The following is a 16,714-nucleotide window of genomic DNA, read 5'->3' on the forward strand; positions in this document are numbered from 1 at the left end:
ACGAAGACTCATGGCGGCACGGAAGCGGGCATGATAGCAGAAGCGGGAGATCAGCTCACTGTGGTCAGATTGGCCAGGTTCATCCCCTGGCGATTGAGGGTCAGGTATTCCACCAGATCGTCGTAGGGCAGCGGGCGGCTGAGCAGATAGCCCTGGGTGAAGGCACAGCCCTTCTGGCAGAGGAAGTTGAGCTGCTCACGGGTCTCCACCCCCTCGATCACCACCTGCATGCCGAGGTTGTGCACTATGTTGATGATGCCGTCCAGCAGCAGCCTGTCCTGCTCGTTGAAGGGGATGTGGCGCACGAAGGATCTGTCTATCTTGACCAGATCCACCGGGAAGGTGCGCAGGTAGTTGAGGGCCGAGTAGCCGGTGCCGAAATCGTCGATGGCCAGCTTGCAGCCCGCCTCGCGCAGGGCATCGATCCGCACCCTGTGCTGATCGCTGCTCTCCATCAGCAGGGACTCGGTGATCTCTATGATGATGTCCTTGGGGTCCAGGCCGAAGTGACGGATCACCCTGAGCCACTCGTTCGCCTCGGGATCTATGGTCTGGAACTCCAGGGTGGAGCGGTTGATGGACATCTGCAGATCCGGGAAGCCGGATCGCTGCAAGCGGGCCAGATCCCGGCACGACTGCCAGAGCACCAGGGCCCCCAACCCCTGAATGAGCCCCGCCTCTTCCGCCAGCGGGATGAAGTCTGCCGGCGAGACCTGACCCCAGTGGGGGTGATACCAGCGCACCAGGGCCTCCAGCTTGGCGACCCGGCCACTGCGATTGTCCCAGATGGGCTGATAGGCCATGGTCAGCTGCGCCAGCTTGATGGCCTCCGCCAGATCCTGCTGCATCTGGTGGCGCTGACTCACCTCTTCGCGCATGGAGGCGCTGTAGGTACCAAGTGAGCGCCCCTGCCGCTTGGCGACGAACAGCGCCTGCTCGGCGTTGCGCAGCAGCTCGTCACTGTCGGCCCCGTCACAGGGGCAGAGGGTGATGCCCATGGTCGCCGTCACATAGAGGTGCTGGTTCGCCAGCATGAAGGGACGGGCGAAGCCGCCGATCACCTGCTTGGCGAACACCTCGGCCTGGCGCCGGTTGACTATGCCGGGCACCAGAAACGCGAACTCGTCGCCGCCGATGCGGGCCACCAGATCCTCGGTGCGCACCCGGCTCACCAGCCGATCCGACACCTCTCGCAGCAGGGCATCGCCCACATGGTGATCCATGCTGTTGTTGACCGCCTTGAAGTTGTTGAGATCCAGCACCATCAGCGCGAAGCGCTCCCCCCGCTCGCAGAAGCGGGCGAGGCAGCGGCCGAACAGCCAGCGGTTTGGCAGGCCGGTGAGGTTGTCATAGTTGGCCTGGGCCGCGATCTTCTGCTCCGCCAGCTTGGTCTGGGATAGATCGCTGAAGATGGCGATGTACTGACTGATCCGGCCCCCTTCCCGCAGGGCACTGATCATCAGCTGCTGGGGATAGAGCTTGCCGTTCTTGCGCTTGTTCCACACCTCGCCGCGCCAGATCCCCACCCGCTCCAGGGCGTGATACATGTCGGCGTAGAAGGTCTGATCGTGCAGCCCGGACTTGAGCATGCTTGGCCGCTGGCCACGGGCCTCTTCCTCGCTGTAGCCGGTGATCTTCTCGAACGCCGGGTTCACCGAGATGATGCGGCTGTCGGCATCGCACACCAGGATGGCCTCGGAGAGGTTGTCATAGACCCGGTGGGAGAGCTTGAGCTGCTCCGCATGGCGCTTCATGGGGTCTATGTTCTCCAGCACCACCATGAGGTAGTCGGGATGCATCTGCTCGTTGCGGATCAGGGTCACAGTCACCCGGCCCCACAGCACTGAGCCATCCCGGTGCAGGTAGCGCTTCTCCTGGGTGAAGGCGGGGCGCTCTCCTCGCTTGAGCGCGTCGTAGAGAGGGATGCTGAGCAGCCAGTCGTCGGGGTGGTTGATCTCGGCGACCGTGAGCCGCTGCAGCTCCTGCTGGCTGTAACCCAGCATCTTTTCGATGGCCGGATTGGCCCAGAGGATGGTGCCGTGCAGATCGAGTTTGCCGATGCCGACCGGCGCATGGGACATCATGGTGTCCAGAAAATGGGGATATTCCGTCTGGGCCGGCGACGGCGGCAGCAGCAACTGTTGCTGATACATCAGGGCCAGCTCGCGGCCGGCGAGCGGTGCCAGCAGCCGCAGCAGTCCCATGATCTTGTCCATTCTGGGGGTGGCCCGTTTGAACATGACGCTGCACAGCCCCAGGGTCTCGCCTTCGGCACTCTTCAACGCGACGCCGGCATAGCCCTTGACCTGGCAGCGCTCCAGCACGGCCGCATGGGGGAACAGCTCCCGGGTACGATCGCTGAACCAGGCTTCTCCCTGCTGCATGACGATTTCGCCCGGGGTATCCGCGAGGGGGAAGCTGTAGGAATTGATGTCGAGAGAGGCGGGATAGGCGGCATGCACCGTGAAGAAGAGCCCGGCCTGCTCCTTGCCTGAAATCAGGACGAAGTCAGCCCCGACCGCGTTGGCGATTTCACTCACAAAGGTATCGAAATATCCTCGGCCACTCGAATGAGACAGGCTTGAGATGATTTGATAGACAGACTCGAGTGCTCGCCTCATGGCAAGGTTCTTTCTCTCCCTGGAAGGTAGAACCCGACTCTACTGAAGAGGCGGGGCCAGTGCAAACATGCACTCCGCAAGATATTAAAAAGCCTTGGAAAAAGGGACCAAAAGGTCCCTTTTTATCTCAAAAATCACGCTGTGATCCCACTATGTCGCAAATCTGTACCTGCATGAAGCTCACAGCGGCGAAGGGCGCTGGGCCTCAGGCGGCAATCCCGCTGTGACGTAGCAGGGCATCCACCTTGGGCTCGCGACCGCGGAAGGCGCGGAACAGCTCCATCGGCTCTTTCGAGCCCCCCTTCTCCAGAATGTGCTTCAGGAAGGATTGGCCGGTGGCCGGGTTGAAGATCCCTTCCTCCTCGAAGCGGGAGAAGGCATCGGCGGAGAGCACTTCGGCCCACTTGTAGCTGTAGTAGCCCGCCGCATAGCCGCCCGCGAAGATGTGGGAGAAGCTGTGCTGGAAGCGGTTGAACGCCGGTGGCGTCATCACCGCCACCTGGCTGCGCACTTCACTCAGCAGGGTCGGGATCTGATCCGGATTGGCCGGGTCAAACTCCCGGTGCAGGCGGAAGTCGAACAGGGCGAACTCCAGCTGACGCAGCATCTGCATCGCCGCCTGGAAGTTGCGGGCCGTCAGCATCTTCTCCAGCAGATCGGCAGGCAGCGGCTCGCCGGTCTCATGATGGCCGGAGATAAAGGCCAGCGCCTCGGACTCCCAGCACCAGTTCTCGAGGAACTGGCTCGGCAGCTCCACCGCATCCCAGGCCACGCCGTTGATGCCGGCCACACCGGCCACGTCGATCTGGGTCAGCATGTGGTGAATGCCGTGGCCGAACTCGTGGAACAGGGTGACCACTTCGTTGTGGGTGAACAGGGCCGGCTTGCCATCCACCGGGCCGTTGAAGTTGCAGGTGAGATAGGCCACCGGCTTTTGCAGTGAGCCATCCTGACGGTAGCGACGGCCGAGGCAGACATCCATCCAGGCACCGCCCTGCTTGTGTTCCCGGGCGTAGAGGTCGAGGTAGAAGCTGCCGCGCAGCTCGTCTTCGGCATCGAAGATGTCGTAGAAGCGCACGTCGGGATGCCAGGTGTCGATGCCGAGGCGCTCGCACACCTTGATGCCGAACACCCGCTTGACCACCTCGAACAACCCCTTCACCACCCGGCTGGCGGGGAAGTAGGGACGCAGCTGCTCGTCGGAGATGGAGAACTTGTGCTGCTTGAGCTTCTCGGCGTAGTAGGCGAGATCCCAGGCGGCCAGCTCGCGCTGACCGTGCTGCTCGGCGGCGAAGGCGCGGATCTCCTCCAGCTCGGCCTTGCCTTGCGGCAGGGACTTGGCCGCCAGATCGGTGAGAAAACTCACCACCTGGTCCGGCTTGTCCGCCATCTTGGTGGCAAGGGAGAGCTCGGCATAGTTGGCAAAGCCCAGCAGCTGGGCCAGCTCGCGGCGCAGGGTGAGCAGCTCGGTCATGATGGCGGAGTTGTCCCACTTGCCGGCATTGGGCCCCTGATCCGAGGCGCGGGTGGTGAAGGCCTCGTACAGTTCGGCACGCAGAGCACGGTTGTCCGAGTACATCATCACCGGCAGATAAGAAGGAATATCCAGGGTGAACAACCACCCCTCCTTGCCCTTCTGCTCGGCCATCTGGCGGGCGGCCGCCTGCGCGCTCTCTGGCAGACCGGCCAGTTCGGCCTCGTCGGTCACCAGCTTGCTCCAGCCCTGAGTCGCATCCAGCACGTTGTTGCTGAAGCGGGAGGCCAGCTCGGAGAGGCGAGCCTGAATTTCGCCATAGCGCTGTTGCGCCTCGGCAGGCAGACCTATGCCGGAGAGGCGGAAGTCGCGCAGGGTATTCTGGATCTCCTTGCGCTGGGCACCGCTCAGCAGGAGGAAGTCGTCGCTCTCGGAGAGGCCCAGATAGGCCTGATAGAGACCTTCATGCTGGCCCACATAGGTCTGGAATTCGGAGAGCAGCGGCAGGCAGGCGTCGTGAGCCGCGCGCAGCGCCTCGCTGTTCTGCACGGCGTTGAGGTGGCTGACCGGCGACCAAACTCGGGACAAACGGTCATTGACCTCCTCCAGCGGGGCTATCAGGCTGTCCCAGGTGTGGGGTTCCCGCTGAGCCAGCACATCCTCAATCTTCTGTTTGCAATCGGCGATGGCCTGCGTCACGGCAGCTTGTACCTGATCGGGCTGGATCTGGCTGAAGGGAGGCAGCGAGTCCATTGTCAGCAAAGGGTTATTCATCCCGGTTACCTCTTGTTTGGTCTTGAACAGACCGCTTTAGCAGCTCTGTGTGGCTTTCTAACATGTGGGCAACCCATGCAATAATCAAGCTGGAATCACACTCCAGCCCCCTTTTTGCCATCCTTCTCACAGGCGAATTCACCTCCGTCCCTCAGGCACGCCTCAGCGTCAGCAAATGACACAGGCCGATGGACGGATTCCCCCCGCTTCCCGTGCCAACAAGGGGCGATCCACTCCCACAGGTTCACCACTGTAAAAACCTTGCCAAGCCTGTGGCCATCTGGCTTTTGCGCCCTTCATGTATCGCGTTATTTAAGCAAAAACATTCTGGAACATGTTGAATTACTAACTTTTTCCAAAATGTGACACGCAGGATAGCGCGTTGATTAATTTATCTTCCCCCTCCTACCATATGCGACTAATTTAGGGGCCACTTGATTGTCTGTGCCACACAGAGGTCGGGTGAAAAAGGCAAAGTGGCTCGAAAGACCACCACGCAAAGCCACCGGTCTAAGGGATTTTCCTATGACAGCGGGGCTGCCCCCCGAAGCCCATCCCTTGATGGGCCTCCTTTTGCAACGTACGGAGCAACAATGAGCAAGTTCAAACTCTCCCTGCTGGGCTGCCTGATCGGCGCCACCAGCCCGATGCTGCACGCAGCAACCGCTGGCCAGAGCATGGTCAACCCGCAATCCGGCGTCGTGGTCGGCTACTGGCACAACTGGTGCGACGGCGCAGGTTACAAGGGCGGTGTCGCCCCCTGCGTCAAGCTCGATCAGATCAACCCGCAATACAATGTGGTCGATGTCTCCTTCATGAAGGTCCATGGTAACGACCCGATCCCGACCTTCAAGCTTGACCCCGCCACCGGCATGAGCGAAAGCCAGTTCATCGAGCAGATCGCCGAGCTGAACCGTCAGGGCCGTGCCGTGCTGCTGGCGCTGGGTGGTGCCGATGCGCACATCGAAATGCGCACCGGTCAGGAGCAGGCCTTCGCAGACGAGATCATCCGTCTGGTCGAGACCTATGGTTTCGACGGTCTGGATATCGATCTGGAGCAGGCTGCCGTCACCGCCGCCAACAACCAGACCGTGATCCCGGCCGCCCTGCGTCTGGTCAAGGATCACTACCGCGCCCAAGGGAAAAACTTCCTCATCACCATGGCACCCGAGTTCCCCTACCTGAGGGAAAACGGGGCCTACACCCCCTATATTCGCGCCCTGGAAGGCTACTACGACTGGATCAACCCGCAGTTCTACAACCAGGGGGGCGATGGCATCTGGGTAGATAACATCGGCTGGATTGCCCAGAGCAATGATGCCCTGAAGCAAGACTTCATCTACTACATGGCGGACTCCCTGAGCAACGGCACCCGTGGCTACCACAAGATCCCCCACGACAAACTGGTGTTCGGCATCCCAGCCAACATCGATGGCGCCGCCACCGGCTACGTCAAGAATCCACAGGATTTGTTCGATGCCTTCAACAAGCTGAAGAACCAGGGCCAGCCCTTGCGTGGCGTGATGACCTGGTCCATCAACTGGGACATGGGTCGCAGCGCCGCCGGTCAGTCCTACAATGAATCCTTCATCAAGAGCTACGGCCCCTTCATCCACGAGCAGGAGATCACCCCGCCGGTCGATAACGGCAAGCCGGTGTTCAGCGGCGTGAGCGATACCCGCATCAAGCAGGGCACTCCCTTTGATCCCCTGGCCGGAGTGACGGCCAACGACAAGGAAGATGGCGACCTGACCGGTCAGATCCTGGTTGAAGGCTCGGTAGACAGCCAGCGCATCGGTCTCTACCCCCTCACCTACAAGGTGAGCGACAGCAGCAACAACGTCACCGAGCAGGTGCGCAGCATCGAGGTCTACAGCATGAAGCCGGTCTTCAGCGGCGTCTCCGACACCACGCTGGAGCTGGGCACCCCCTTCGATCCGATGACAGGTGTCAGCGCCCATGACGAAGAAGATGGCGACCTGACCGCCCAGATCAAGGTCAGTGGCAGTGTCGACAGCAACAGGGTCGGCCGCTACATCCTCACCTATCAGGTGAGCGACAGCGCAGGCCAGCTGGTGACCCAGCAGCGCAATGTCACCGTCAAGGAGCAGGGCGCCATCTGTGAAAACAGCTGGGATGCCAAGAAGGTCTACGTTGGCGGCGACATCGTCAGCCACAACGGCAAGAACTGGCTGGCTGGCTGGTGGACCCAGAACGAAGAGCCGGGCACCACGGGTGACTGGGGCGTCTGGCGCCTGCAGGGCGACAGCGACTGTGACGGTGGCAGCAAGCCGCCGGTGATCGGCAGCAGCGACTTCACCGTCAGCGCCATGGGATCCGAGTACACCATAGTCAACGGTCAGGTCAGCATCCGTTTCAACGTGACCACCGCCAACCCGGTGCAGATCACCGCGACCCTGGAGCAGAGCGGCAGCAGCCACGGCACCACCAGCAGCAAGGTGAACGGCACCAGCCCCCTGGTACTGCAGGGCAGCAACGTCACCGATGGCAGCTACGAAGTGGTCATCACCGGTCTGGCGGACGGCCAGCAGCCGGTGGTGCAGCGCTTCCCTATCACCCTGGCCGAAGAGGGCGACAACGGCGGCAGCGATGGCGACTACCCGGCCTACGTCCCCAACTCCGGCTATCAGGCCGGTGATCGGGTCAGCAATGCCGGTGGCAACTACCAGTGCAAACCCTGGCCCTACAGCGGCTGGTGTGGCGGCTCGACCAGCCACTACGCGCCGGGTACTGGCACTGCCTGGAGCGACGCCTGGACCAGGCTGTAATCAGTTATCAGTAACGAAAGAGGGGAGCCATCGGCTCCCCTCTTCTTATCCATCATGTCTGCTTAACGGGCATCTTCCTTCAGCCACTGCGCGACCCGCTTGGCGAAGTAGGTGAGGATGCCGTCAGCCCCGGCCCGCTTGAAGCAGAGCAGGGACTCCATGATGCACTCCTTCTCCTTCAGCCAGCCGTTCTGGATCGCCGCCATGTGCATGGCGTACTCGCCGCTCACCTGATAGGCGAAGGTCGGCACCCCGAACTGATCCTTCACCTGACGGATCACATCCAGATAGGGCATGCCCGGCTTGACCATGACGCTGTCGGCCCCTTCGGCGATGTCCAGCGCCACCTCGTGCAGCGCCTCGTTGCCGTTGGCCGGATCCATCTGGTAGGTGGCCTTGTTGCTCTTGCCGAGGTTGGCGGCGGAACCCACCGCATCGCGGAACGGACCATAGTAACTGGAGGCGTACTTGGCGGAGTAGGCCATGATCTGGACGTTGACGAAGCCGTTCTCTTCCAGTGCGGCACGGATCGCCCCGATGCGGCCATCCATCATGTCGGACGGCGCCACTATGTCGGCCCCGGCAGCGGCGTGGGAGAGCGCCTGCTTCACCAGGATCTCGGTGGTGATGTCGTTTTGCACATAGCCTTCGTCATCTATGATGCCGTCCTGACCATGGGTGGTGAAGGGATCCAGCGCCACATCGGTGATGACACCCAGCTCCGGGAAGCGGGCCTTGAGGGCACGGGTGGCACGCTGGGCCAGCCCGTCCGGGTTATAGGCCTCTTCCGCCAGCAGGCTCTTCTGCGCCAGCGGCGTCACCGGGAACAGGGCGATGGCGGGCACGCCGAGGGCCACCAGCTCTTCGGCTTCAGCCAGCAGCAGATCGATGGAGAGCCTGTCCACCCCCGGCATGGAGGCGACGGCCTCACGCTGACCCTCCCCCTCCAGCACGAACACCGGATAGATGAGATCGTTGACGGTCAGCTGGTTCTCGCGCACCAGACGACGGCTGAAATCATGTTTGCGCACCCGGCGCAGGCGGCGACCCGGAAAGGCGCCCGGAAGAGTTATGGCCATGAATCACTCCAAAAGAGGAAGTTGGAAAAATGCGGCGGAGGTGGCCCTGGTATGGGCCAGCAAGGCCTCGGGCGCTTCACCACGGCAGGCCGCCACCACCTGGGCGATGTGCGGCAAAAAAGCGGGTTCGTTGCGTTTGGGCCTGGGTTTCAGATCCCGCGGTACCAGATAGGGAGCATCGGTCTCGATCATCAGGCGACCTGCGGGGATGCGCGCCACCTGCTCGCGCAGCAGCTGGCCGCGCCGCTCGTCGCACAGCCAGCCGGTCACCCCGATATGCAGCCCTAGGGCCAGACACTCATCCAGCTCCTCGTCGGAGCCGGTGAAGCAGTGCAGCACGGCCCCCGGCAATCTGGGCAACCAGGGCCGCAGGATCTCGACAAAGCGGGGGTGGGCATCGCGGCAGTGGAGAAACACCGGCATCCCGAGCTCGGCGGCCAGCGCCAGCTGGGTGTCGAACACCGCGTCCTGCACCGGACGGGGAGAGAAGTCGCGGTTGTAGTCGAGCCCGCACTCGCCGATGGCCACCACCTGGGGCAGGGCCGCCAGCGCGCGCAGGGCGGGCAGGGTCTGCGCATCCACGCTCTTGGCATCGTGGGGATGCACCCCGGCGGTGGAGAAGCAGTAACCGGGCCACTCGGCGGCCAGTGCCGCACTCTCGCGGCTGCCGGCCAGATCGGTACCGGTGAGGATCAGCGCCTCCACCCCGGCGGCGCGGGCGCGGGCCACCAGCTCTGGCTGTTCGCCGGCAAACTGGGGGCTGGTGAGGTTGAGACCAATGTCGATCATGGGATCAGAGGTTCCGAACAAAAGGAATACATATCAGGTATTTGAAAACCATCTACTCGATGGGGCCTTACCATACGCCTCGAACGGATGCATGAAAAGAGGAAGGGAGCCTCAGCTCCCCTCGTTCTGCTATTCCTGCGGACTTCGTCATCCTCTCGCCGTCCGGCAAACAGATGACGAACAGAGCCTCAGCTCTCCACATCCGGTTGTTCCTGCTCTTCCTCGTCCTCTTTCTTCACATAGAAGCGAGCGAAGAAGAGACCTATCTCCCACAGCGCCCACATGGGGATCGCCAGCAGGGTCTGGGAGAAGACATCGGGCGGGGTCAGCAGCATGCCGACCACGAAGACCCCGACGACGACGTAGGGGCGCTTCTCCTTCAGGTTCTTGGGGGTGGTGACCCCGGTCCAGCAGAGCAGTATGGTGGCCACCGGAATTTCGAACGCCACCCCGAACGCGAAGAACAGGGTCAGCACGAAGTCCAGATAGCTGGCGATGTCGGTCGCCACCGTCACCCCGGCGGGGGCGGTGCTGGTGAAGAAGCCGAACACCAGGGGGAACACCACGTAGTAGGCGAACGCCATGCCGGCATAGAAGAGCACGGCACTGGAGGCCACCAACGGCATGATGAGGCGCCGCTCGTGCTGGTACAGGCCAGGGGCGATGAAGGCCCAGGCCTGATAGAGCAGATAGGGGATGGCCACGAAGAAGGAGACCACCAGGGTCAGCTTGATGGGCGTGATGAAGGGGGTCGCCACGTCCGTCGCTATCATACTGGTCCCTTCAGGCAGCTGGCTGAGCAGCGGCCGGGCCACGAAATCGTAGATATCGTTGGAGAAATAGATGAGCGCGACAAACGCCAGCAGGATGGCAGAGATCGATCGCAACAGACGGGTTCTCAGCTCCACCAGGTGGCTGATAAGGGGTTGTTCGGCCTGACTCATGGCTTCACCTCCCCTTTGCCGGCAGACTCGCTGACGGGCTCGCGCTGGCTGTTGACCGGCGGTACCTCGGCCAGCTGCACCGCAGGCTCCACCGGCGTGGCAGGTTCAGCCTGGGCGACGGGCGGGCGGATCTCGTTCTGCGCTTCCTGCTGTGGCTGATAGGGACGGTTCACCGACTGGGCCGCCGCCTTCAACTGCTCGATGGACGCCTGCAGCTCTGGGCTCAGGTTGTTCATCTGCAGCTGCTCGGCCTTCTTCAGATCATTGTGCAGCTCTTGCAACTTGAGCTCCTGCTCCAGCTCGGTCTTGACCGAGTTGGCGGTACTGCGGATCAGCCTGATCCAGTGGCTGGCGGTACGGATGGCGACCGGCAACCGCTCGGGACCCAGCACCACCAGGGCGACGACACCGATGACGACCAGCTCCCAAAAACCGATGTCGAACATGGCTTAGGCCTGATCTTTGTCTTTCTGCTTGGCGGTCTCGGCACTGCTGGCCGTCTCGTTCAGCTGCTTGGCCGGAAACTCAGCATCCTTCTGCTCAGGCTTGGCATCGGCCGGATCGTCCGACAGCGCCTTCTTGAACCCCTTCACGGCGGCACCCAGATCGCCGCCGATACCGCGCAGCTTCTTGGTACCAAACAGCAGCACGACGATGACTGCGATGATCAACAATTGCCAAATACTGATACCACCCATGACTTTCTCTCCAGGATAGGCGCCTGATGGCGCAGTTTAATTAATGAATGCGGGTCTTCAACCAGCCCAGCAGCCAGCATAATCCGGCGCCGGCGAGGCTGATTTGTCCCCACTCAATATGTTGTTTCTGGGTCAGCAAGAATACACCCACCAACAGCAGGCTGGCTCCCACCCCTAAGAGGTAGCGGGCCTGTCCCTGACGACGGCTGTGCAGGCGAAAATCGGCGAACATCTGCTCGAAGTGGTGCTGCTGATGCCGCGCCTGGCGCAGGGTCTCGTAGACCAGCTCCGGCAGCTCCGGCAACTTCTCCGCCCAGAAGGGGGCCTTCTCCCGGATCGCATTGAGCACCGCCTTGGGACCAACCTGCTCGTGCATCCAGCTTTCCAGGTAAGGCTTGGCGGTCTGCCACAGGTCCAGCTGCGGGTAGAGCTGGCGCCCCAGCCCTTCCACATAGAGCAGGGTCTTCTGCAGCAACACTAGCTGGGGCTGCACCTGCATGTTGAAGCGACGGGCGGTGTTGAACAGGTTGAGCAGCACATGGCCGAACGAGATCTCGGAGAGCGGCTTCTCGAAGATGGGCTCCAGCACGGTACGGATGGCGAACTCGAACTCGTCCACCTTGGTGTCGGGCGGTACCCAGCCGGACTCCACGTGCAGCTGCGCCACCCGTTGATAGTCGCGGTTGAAGAAGGCGAGGAAGTTCTCCGCCAGGTAGCGCTTGTCTTCCCGGTTCAGGGTGCCGACTATGCCGCAGTCGATGCCAATCCAGAGCGGATTCTCCGGATGCTCGTAGGAGACGAAGATGTTGCCCGGGTGCATGTCCGCATGGAAGAAGCTGTCACGGAACACCTGGGTGAAGAAGACCTCGACCCCGCGCTCCGCCAGCAGTTTCATGTTGGTGCCGTTGGCCTCCAACGCGGCTATGTCGGAGACGGGAATGCCGTAGATGCGCTCCATCACCAGTACCTGCTCGCGGCAGTGATCCGTGTAGACCTCGGGCACATAGAGCGCCTCTGAGCCGGTGAAGTTGCGCCTCAGCTGGATGGCGTTGGCTGCCTCCCGCATCAGGTTAAGCTCGTCGAGTATGGTCTTGCGGTACTCCTCCACCACCTCGACAGGGCGCAGCCGTGCGCTCTGGGGCACGAAACGGGCCACCAGACGAGCCAGCGCCTGCATCAGGCGCAGATCGGCCTCGATGACGGGTTCTATATCGGGACGGATCACCTTGATGACGATCTCCCGGCCATTCTCCTTCAAGCGGGCGGTATGGACCTGGGCAATGGAGGCGGACGCCAGCGGCGTCTCGTCGAAGTCATCGAACAGGGTCTCGATGGGGCAACCCAGGCTCGCCTCTATCTGGCGCCTGGCCTCCTGCCCGCAGAAGGGGGGCACCCTGTCTTGCAGCAGGGCCAGCTCTTCGGCGATGTCCGGCGGCAACAGATCCCGGCGGGTCGACAGCATCTGGCCAAACTTGATGAAGATGGGGCCCAGGGCCTCGAAGGCGAGGCGAATGCGGGCGCCACGGCACAGCTCAGGTTGCTTGTTCTTGAGCCAGAACAGGCTGCGGCGCACCAGGCGTCCGGGCCAGGGCTGATAGCGGGCGGGAACCAGCTCGTCGATACCTTGCTCCAGCAGGATGCTGACGATGCGATAGAGGCGTTTGAACTCCTTGGGGGTCATCAGCTCACCTGCTGCTCGAGGCGGGCCAGCCGCAACTCGACCGCTTTCATGTGCTGTGCCAGCACCTCGACGTCGTCGTTGAAACTCGCCACTTCCAGGGGGCCGGGGGCGAGGCGGGCCTCCTCGGTGAGGTACTCGACCAGCTGGCGTTGGGAGCGGCACAGCTCGCGGCCCACCACGCGACGGGCCTGACGGGCGCCGCCACACAGGGTATGAGCCAGCACGTCGCCGGTATAGCGCGACAGCTCCTCCTCCCAGTCGATGTCCAGCTCCCCCAGCAGGGCGCTGAAGGCCTGCACCAGCTGGGGATCGCCGCTCAAGTCCAGCTTCTCCTCGCGGATATAGCGAGTCAGGGCGGAAGGATCCTTCAACAGGCCGATCGCCGTCAGCGACAGGCTCAGCACGGCGTCGGGTTCCCCTTCATAGCGGGCCAGCACGTCCAGTCGACGCTCGGAGAAGACAAACCAGAGCGGCTTGAGCTCACGCAGCTCCAGCTTGAGCACCTTGCCCACGAGCTTGCGCAGCCGCGCCGGGCTCTGCTTGTCCAGTGCCAGCAACTGGTTGAGGCTGGTTTCGATCACCGCGGTGACCATGGCATCCAGTTGTATCGGGATTGGCATAGGCAACCTTAAAACTTGTAACCACGGTGCAGGGCGACCACACCCTGGGTCAGGTTGTAGAACTCCACCTGCTCGAAACCGACATTTTCCATCATGCCAGCCAGGGTCTGCTGATCCGGGTGCATACGAATAGATTCCGCCAGGTACTTGTAGCTTTCCCCGTCGTTCGCGACAAGTTCGCCCATTTTCGGCAGCAGTTTGAAGGAGTAGAGATCGTAGAGTTTGGCGATCACCTCGGTCGAAGGCTTGGAGAACTCCAGCACCAGCAGGCGACCACCCGGCTTGAGCACCCGGAACATGGAGGCCAGCGCCTTGTCCTTGTCGGTCACATTGCGCAGGCCGAAGCCTATGGTGATGACGTCGAAGTGGTTATCCGGGAAGGGCAGTGCCTCGGCATTGGCCTGCACGTAGGAGACGTTGTTCGCCACGCCCAGGTTGCGCAGCTTGTCGCGGCCCACCTTGAGCATGGAGTCGTTGATGTCCGCCAGCACCACCTGGCCTGTCTCGCCGACGATGCGGGAGAACTTGGCGGTCAAATCGCCGGTGCCACCGGCCAGATCCAGCACCTTCTGACCCTTGCGCACACCGGAGCAGTCGATGGTGAAGCGCTTCCACAGGCGATGGATGCCGAATGACATCAGATCGTTCATCAGATCATACTTGGCCGCCACCGAGTGAAAGACGCCAGCCACCAGAGTTTCCTTCTCGGTCGCCGCCACGGTTTTATAGCCAAAATGCGTAGTATTAGTCTGTTCCGACATCCCTCAAACACCCATAGAGCAAAGAATGGCCGCCAGTTTACCAGAGCCTATGACCTGCGGACACCTTAAACCCGGCTGGCAACCAACTGCATCCCCAGCATGACCATGGCCAGACAGAGGAACAGATTGAGACCCATATTGAGCAGTGCCTTCAGATAGGCACCTTGCTGTGCCAGCACCACTGTATCCAGGGCGAAAGAGGAGAAGGTGGTCAGGGCACCGAGGATACCCACCATCAGCAGCGGCTTCATGGGGTGTTCCACCACATGGCCATGGCTGATGAGGGCAAAGGCGATGCCCATGATGAAGGAACCCACCACGTTGACCACCAGAGTGCCATAGGGGAAGTGGCGTCCCAGCAGCAGCGCCATCAACTCGGCGATACCAAAACGAAGGCAGGCGCCGATGGCACCGCCTGCCGCGACAAATAACCAGGTTTGCATAGGGAGGCTCCATAAGTGTCAGGCCGACATTATGCAAAATGCCGGCAAGCGGCGATAGCGGGGCAATTAATCTACAGGGGTGAGTTGCCTCATCGACGAAAATCCACCGGCTCAATCTGATCCAGATGCAGGGAGGTCTGCGCTGGCCGGGTCTCGGCAATCACCTTGCCGTGACGGATTGAATAGCGCACCGGCACCTGACGACGCACCGCATCGAAGCCGTTCTCGGCGGGCAGGATCAGCAGGTTGGCCGGTTTTCCCACCTCGACGCCATAGCGATCCTGCACGTTCAGGGTGCGGGCACTGTGGCTGCTGATCAGCTTCAAGCCGTCGTTGATCTGCTCGTAGCCCATGATCTGGCAGACATGCAGCCCCATGTGCAGCACCTGCAACATGTTGGCCGTTCCCATGGGATACCAGGGATCGAACACATCGTCGTGACCGAAGCAGACGTTGATGTTCGCTTCCAGCATCTCCTTGACCCGGGTGATGCCACGGCGCTTGGGGTAGGTATCGAAACGTCCCTGCAGGTGAATGTTCACCAGCGGATTGGCGACGAAGTTGATGTCCGCCATCTTGAGCAGACGGAACAGGCGGGACGCATAAGCGCCGTTATAAGAGTGCATGGCGGTGGTGTGGCTGGCGGTGACTCTATGGCCCATGCCGCGCTCGTAGGCGAGGGTCGCCAGGGTCTCGATAAAGCGGGACTGCTCATCATCGATCTCGTCGCAGTGCACATCCACCAGAACCTGATACTTCTCTGCAAGATCGAAGATGTAATGCAGACTTTCGACCCCATATTCCCGGGTGAACTCGAAATGGGGGATGGCGCCTATCACGTCGGCTCCCAGCCTGATCGCCTCTTCCAGCAAAGCCTTGCCGTTGGGATAGGAGAGGATCCCCTCCTGCGGGAAGGCGACGATCTGCAGATCGACCCACGCCTTCATCTCCTCCCGTACCTCCAGCATGGCTTTCAGGGCCACCAGGTTGGGGTCAGAGACATCGACGTGAGTGCGCACAAACTGGATGCCGTTGGCGATCTGCCACTTCAGCGTCTGGATAGCCCGGTGCTTCACATCCTCATGGCTCAGTAGCGCCTTGCGTTCGGCCCAGCGCTCTATCCCCTCGAACAGGGTGCCGGAGAGGTTCCAGCTCGGCTCCCCTGCGGTCTGGGTAGTATCGAGGTGAATATGGGGCTCGATAAAGGGGGCCATCGCCATCCCCTCCTCCCCATCCAGTTCTCGGGTGGAGAGGAGGACCTGGCTCATGGGGGCTATGGTCCTGATCAGGCCATCCTGACACAGGATCTGCCACAACCCCTCCCTGCCACTCAGACGCACATTCTTTATCAACATGTTCCTTTCCCCTTCGAGACGCTGGTTGCCTTTGCCAATCCACAACTTAGCTCGGATCAATTTAATAGAAAAGCGTTCACACAGAATGCAGATGAGGCTGACATCATTGAAGAACAGCACCGATAAAGGGAGTGGATAGGAATGAAAGCAGGATTGACCGAGATCGGCAGCGCAGGCTTGTTTCACGAATATCTGCAGACGCTGGGCATCAACAAGCCCCCATTGACAGCGTTCGACGAAAAGTGGGAGTACAGGCGGAATGAACAGCTGGTCGCAGCCATTCAGATAGAGGCATCCGGGCGGGCCCGCTTCTATCTCGATGCCAGACAGATCTCGATGAACTGAATGGGAAAAACAAAAAAGCCTCCCTTTTCAGGGAGGCTTTCGTTTTCATGGTGCTGATACCCAGAGTCGAACTGGGGACCTCATCCTTACCAAGGATGCGCTCTACCAACTGAGCCATATCAGCACACTAACCGGTAAAGACCGCACTGCGTGCGTTATCTAAATCTTCTGTCCAATACAACCTGACGTCGTATCGCGACCAACCACATCGCTGTGATTGCTTAATTGAAGCCTGGCAGTGTCCTACTCTCGCATGGCGAATGCCACACTACCATCGGCGCTACCGCGTTTCACTTCTGAGTTCGGCATGGGATCAGGTGGTTCCACGGCGCTATGGCCGC

At 61.3% G+C, this 16,714-nt stretch carries 14 protein-coding genes, 1 tRNA gene, 1 rRNA gene and 1 riboswitch; of the genes, 2 read left to right on the plus strand and 14 right to left on the minus strand.

From position 1 onward, the window contains the following. Positions 1–50: 50 nt before the first annotated feature. A complete protein-coding gene (locus tag ACB030_RS17430) occupies positions 51–2,621 on the minus strand; it encodes a putative bifunctional diguanylate cyclase/phosphodiesterase (RefSeq protein ID WP_371161531.1) in 2,571 nt (856 codons plus the stop codon). A 205-nt stretch (positions 2,622–2,826) separates the two neighbouring features. Further along, complete coding sequence (gene prlC, locus ACB030_RS17435; protein ID WP_371161533.1) at positions 2,827–4,869, minus strand: oligopeptidase A; 2,043 nt, start codon at positions 4,867–4,869, stop codon at positions 2,827–2,829. A 460-nt stretch (positions 4,870–5,329) separates the two neighbouring features. Then, positions 5,330–5,414: riboswitch (cyclic di-GMP riboswitch) on the plus strand. A 48-nt stretch (positions 5,415–5,462) separates the two neighbouring features. Between prlC and ACB030_RS17440 the strand changes: the two genes are divergently transcribed. Beyond that, positions 5,463–7,658 carry an immunoglobulin-like domain-containing protein gene (locus ACB030_RS17440; RefSeq protein WP_371161535.1) on the plus strand — a complete coding sequence of 732 codons (2,196 nt, stop codon included), beginning with the start codon at positions 5,463–5,465 and terminating at the stop codon, positions 7,656–7,658. Positions 7,659–7,720: 62 nt separating this feature from the next. Here ACB030_RS17440 and hemB read toward each other — a convergent pair whose 3' ends face one another. The 10 genes from hemB to ACB030_RS17490 form a co-directional block, all read right to left on the minus strand. After that, a complete protein-coding gene (gene hemB / locus ACB030_RS17445) occupies positions 7,721–8,737 on the minus strand; it encodes a porphobilinogen synthase (protein ID WP_371161537.1) in 1,017 nt (338 codons plus the stop codon). Between the two features lie 3 nt (positions 8,738–8,740). Then, positions 8,741–9,526, minus strand: coding sequence for a TatD family hydrolase (locus ACB030_RS17450; RefSeq protein ID WP_371161539.1), 786 nt, complete (start codon positions 9,524–9,526; stop codon positions 8,741–8,743). A gap of 188 nt (positions 9,527–9,714) precedes the next feature. After that, positions 9,715–10,470: a twin-arginine translocase subunit TatC gene (gene tatC, locus ACB030_RS17455; protein WP_371161541.1), complete on the minus strand. Its 756-nt coding sequence runs from the start codon at positions 10,468–10,470 to the stop codon at positions 9,715–9,717. Then, positions 10,467–10,916, minus strand: a complete 450-nt coding sequence (gene tatB / locus ACB030_RS17460; protein WP_371161543.1) for a Sec-independent protein translocase protein TatB — start codon at positions 10,914–10,916, stop codon at positions 10,467–10,469. Before tatB ends, tatC begins: the two co-directional genes overlap by 4 nt. Before the next feature lie 3 nt (positions 10,917–10,919). Beyond that, the gene (gene tatA / locus ACB030_RS17465) at positions 10,920–11,168 is read right to left on the minus strand and encodes a Sec-independent protein translocase subunit TatA (protein ID WP_025328841.1); all 249 of its coding nucleotides are present in this window, start codon (positions 11,166–11,168) and stop codon (positions 10,920–10,922) included. Positions 11,169–11,208: 40 nt separating this feature from the next. After that, entirely contained in the window at positions 11,209–12,849 is a 1,641-nt protein-coding gene (gene ubiB / locus ACB030_RS17470; RefSeq protein ID WP_139438510.1) for a ubiquinone biosynthesis regulatory protein kinase UbiB, read from the minus strand. After that, positions 12,849–13,457, minus strand: a complete 609-nt coding sequence (locus ACB030_RS17475; RefSeq protein ID WP_371161553.1) for an SCP2 domain-containing protein — start codon at positions 13,455–13,457, stop codon at positions 12,849–12,851. The genes ubiB and ACB030_RS17475 overlap by 1 nt, the downstream gene beginning before the upstream one ends. A 20-nt stretch (positions 13,458–13,477) precedes the next feature. Then, positions 13,478–14,230: a bifunctional demethylmenaquinone methyltransferase/2-methoxy-6-polyprenyl-1,4-benzoquinol methylase UbiE gene (ubiE, locus tag ACB030_RS17480; RefSeq protein ID WP_025328844.1), complete on the minus strand. Its 753-nt coding sequence runs from the start codon at positions 14,228–14,230 to the stop codon at positions 13,478–13,480. Positions 14,231–14,295: 65 nt separating this feature from the next. After that, positions 14,296–14,673, minus strand: a complete 378-nt coding sequence (crcB, locus tag ACB030_RS17485; protein ID WP_205642812.1) for a fluoride efflux transporter CrcB — start codon at positions 14,671–14,673, stop codon at positions 14,296–14,298. A gap of 89 nt (positions 14,674–14,762) precedes the next feature. Continuing rightward, positions 14,763–16,028 carry a cytosine deaminase gene (locus ACB030_RS17490; protein WP_371161546.1) on the minus strand — a complete coding sequence of 422 codons (1,266 nt, stop codon included), beginning with the start codon at positions 16,026–16,028 and terminating at the stop codon, positions 14,763–14,765. 141 nt (positions 16,029–16,169) lie between these two features. Here ACB030_RS17490 and ACB030_RS17495 point away from each other — a divergent pair, with 141 nt between their 5' ends. Continuing rightward, the gene (locus ACB030_RS17495) at positions 16,170–16,373 is read left to right on the plus strand and encodes a hypothetical protein (protein WP_371161548.1); all 204 of its coding nucleotides are present in this window, start codon (positions 16,170–16,172) and stop codon (positions 16,371–16,373) included. 48 nt (positions 16,374–16,421) lie between these two features. On the opposite strand, the gene ACB030_RS17500 is transcribed toward ACB030_RS17495, so the two are convergent. Both ACB030_RS17500 and rrf read right to left on the minus strand, forming a co-directional pair. Further along, positions 16,422–16,497 (minus strand) — tRNA-Thr (locus ACB030_RS17500). A 106-nt stretch (positions 16,498–16,603) separates the two neighbouring features. Next, positions 16,604–16,714, minus strand: a 5S ribosomal RNA gene (rrf, locus tag ACB030_RS17505); the annotation flags it as partial.

It is taken from the genome of Aeromonas sp. S16(2024) (assembly GCF_041403065.1).
In the GTDB taxonomy this organism is placed as follows: Bacteria; Pseudomonadota; Gammaproteobacteria; order Enterobacterales; family Aeromonadaceae; genus Aeromonas.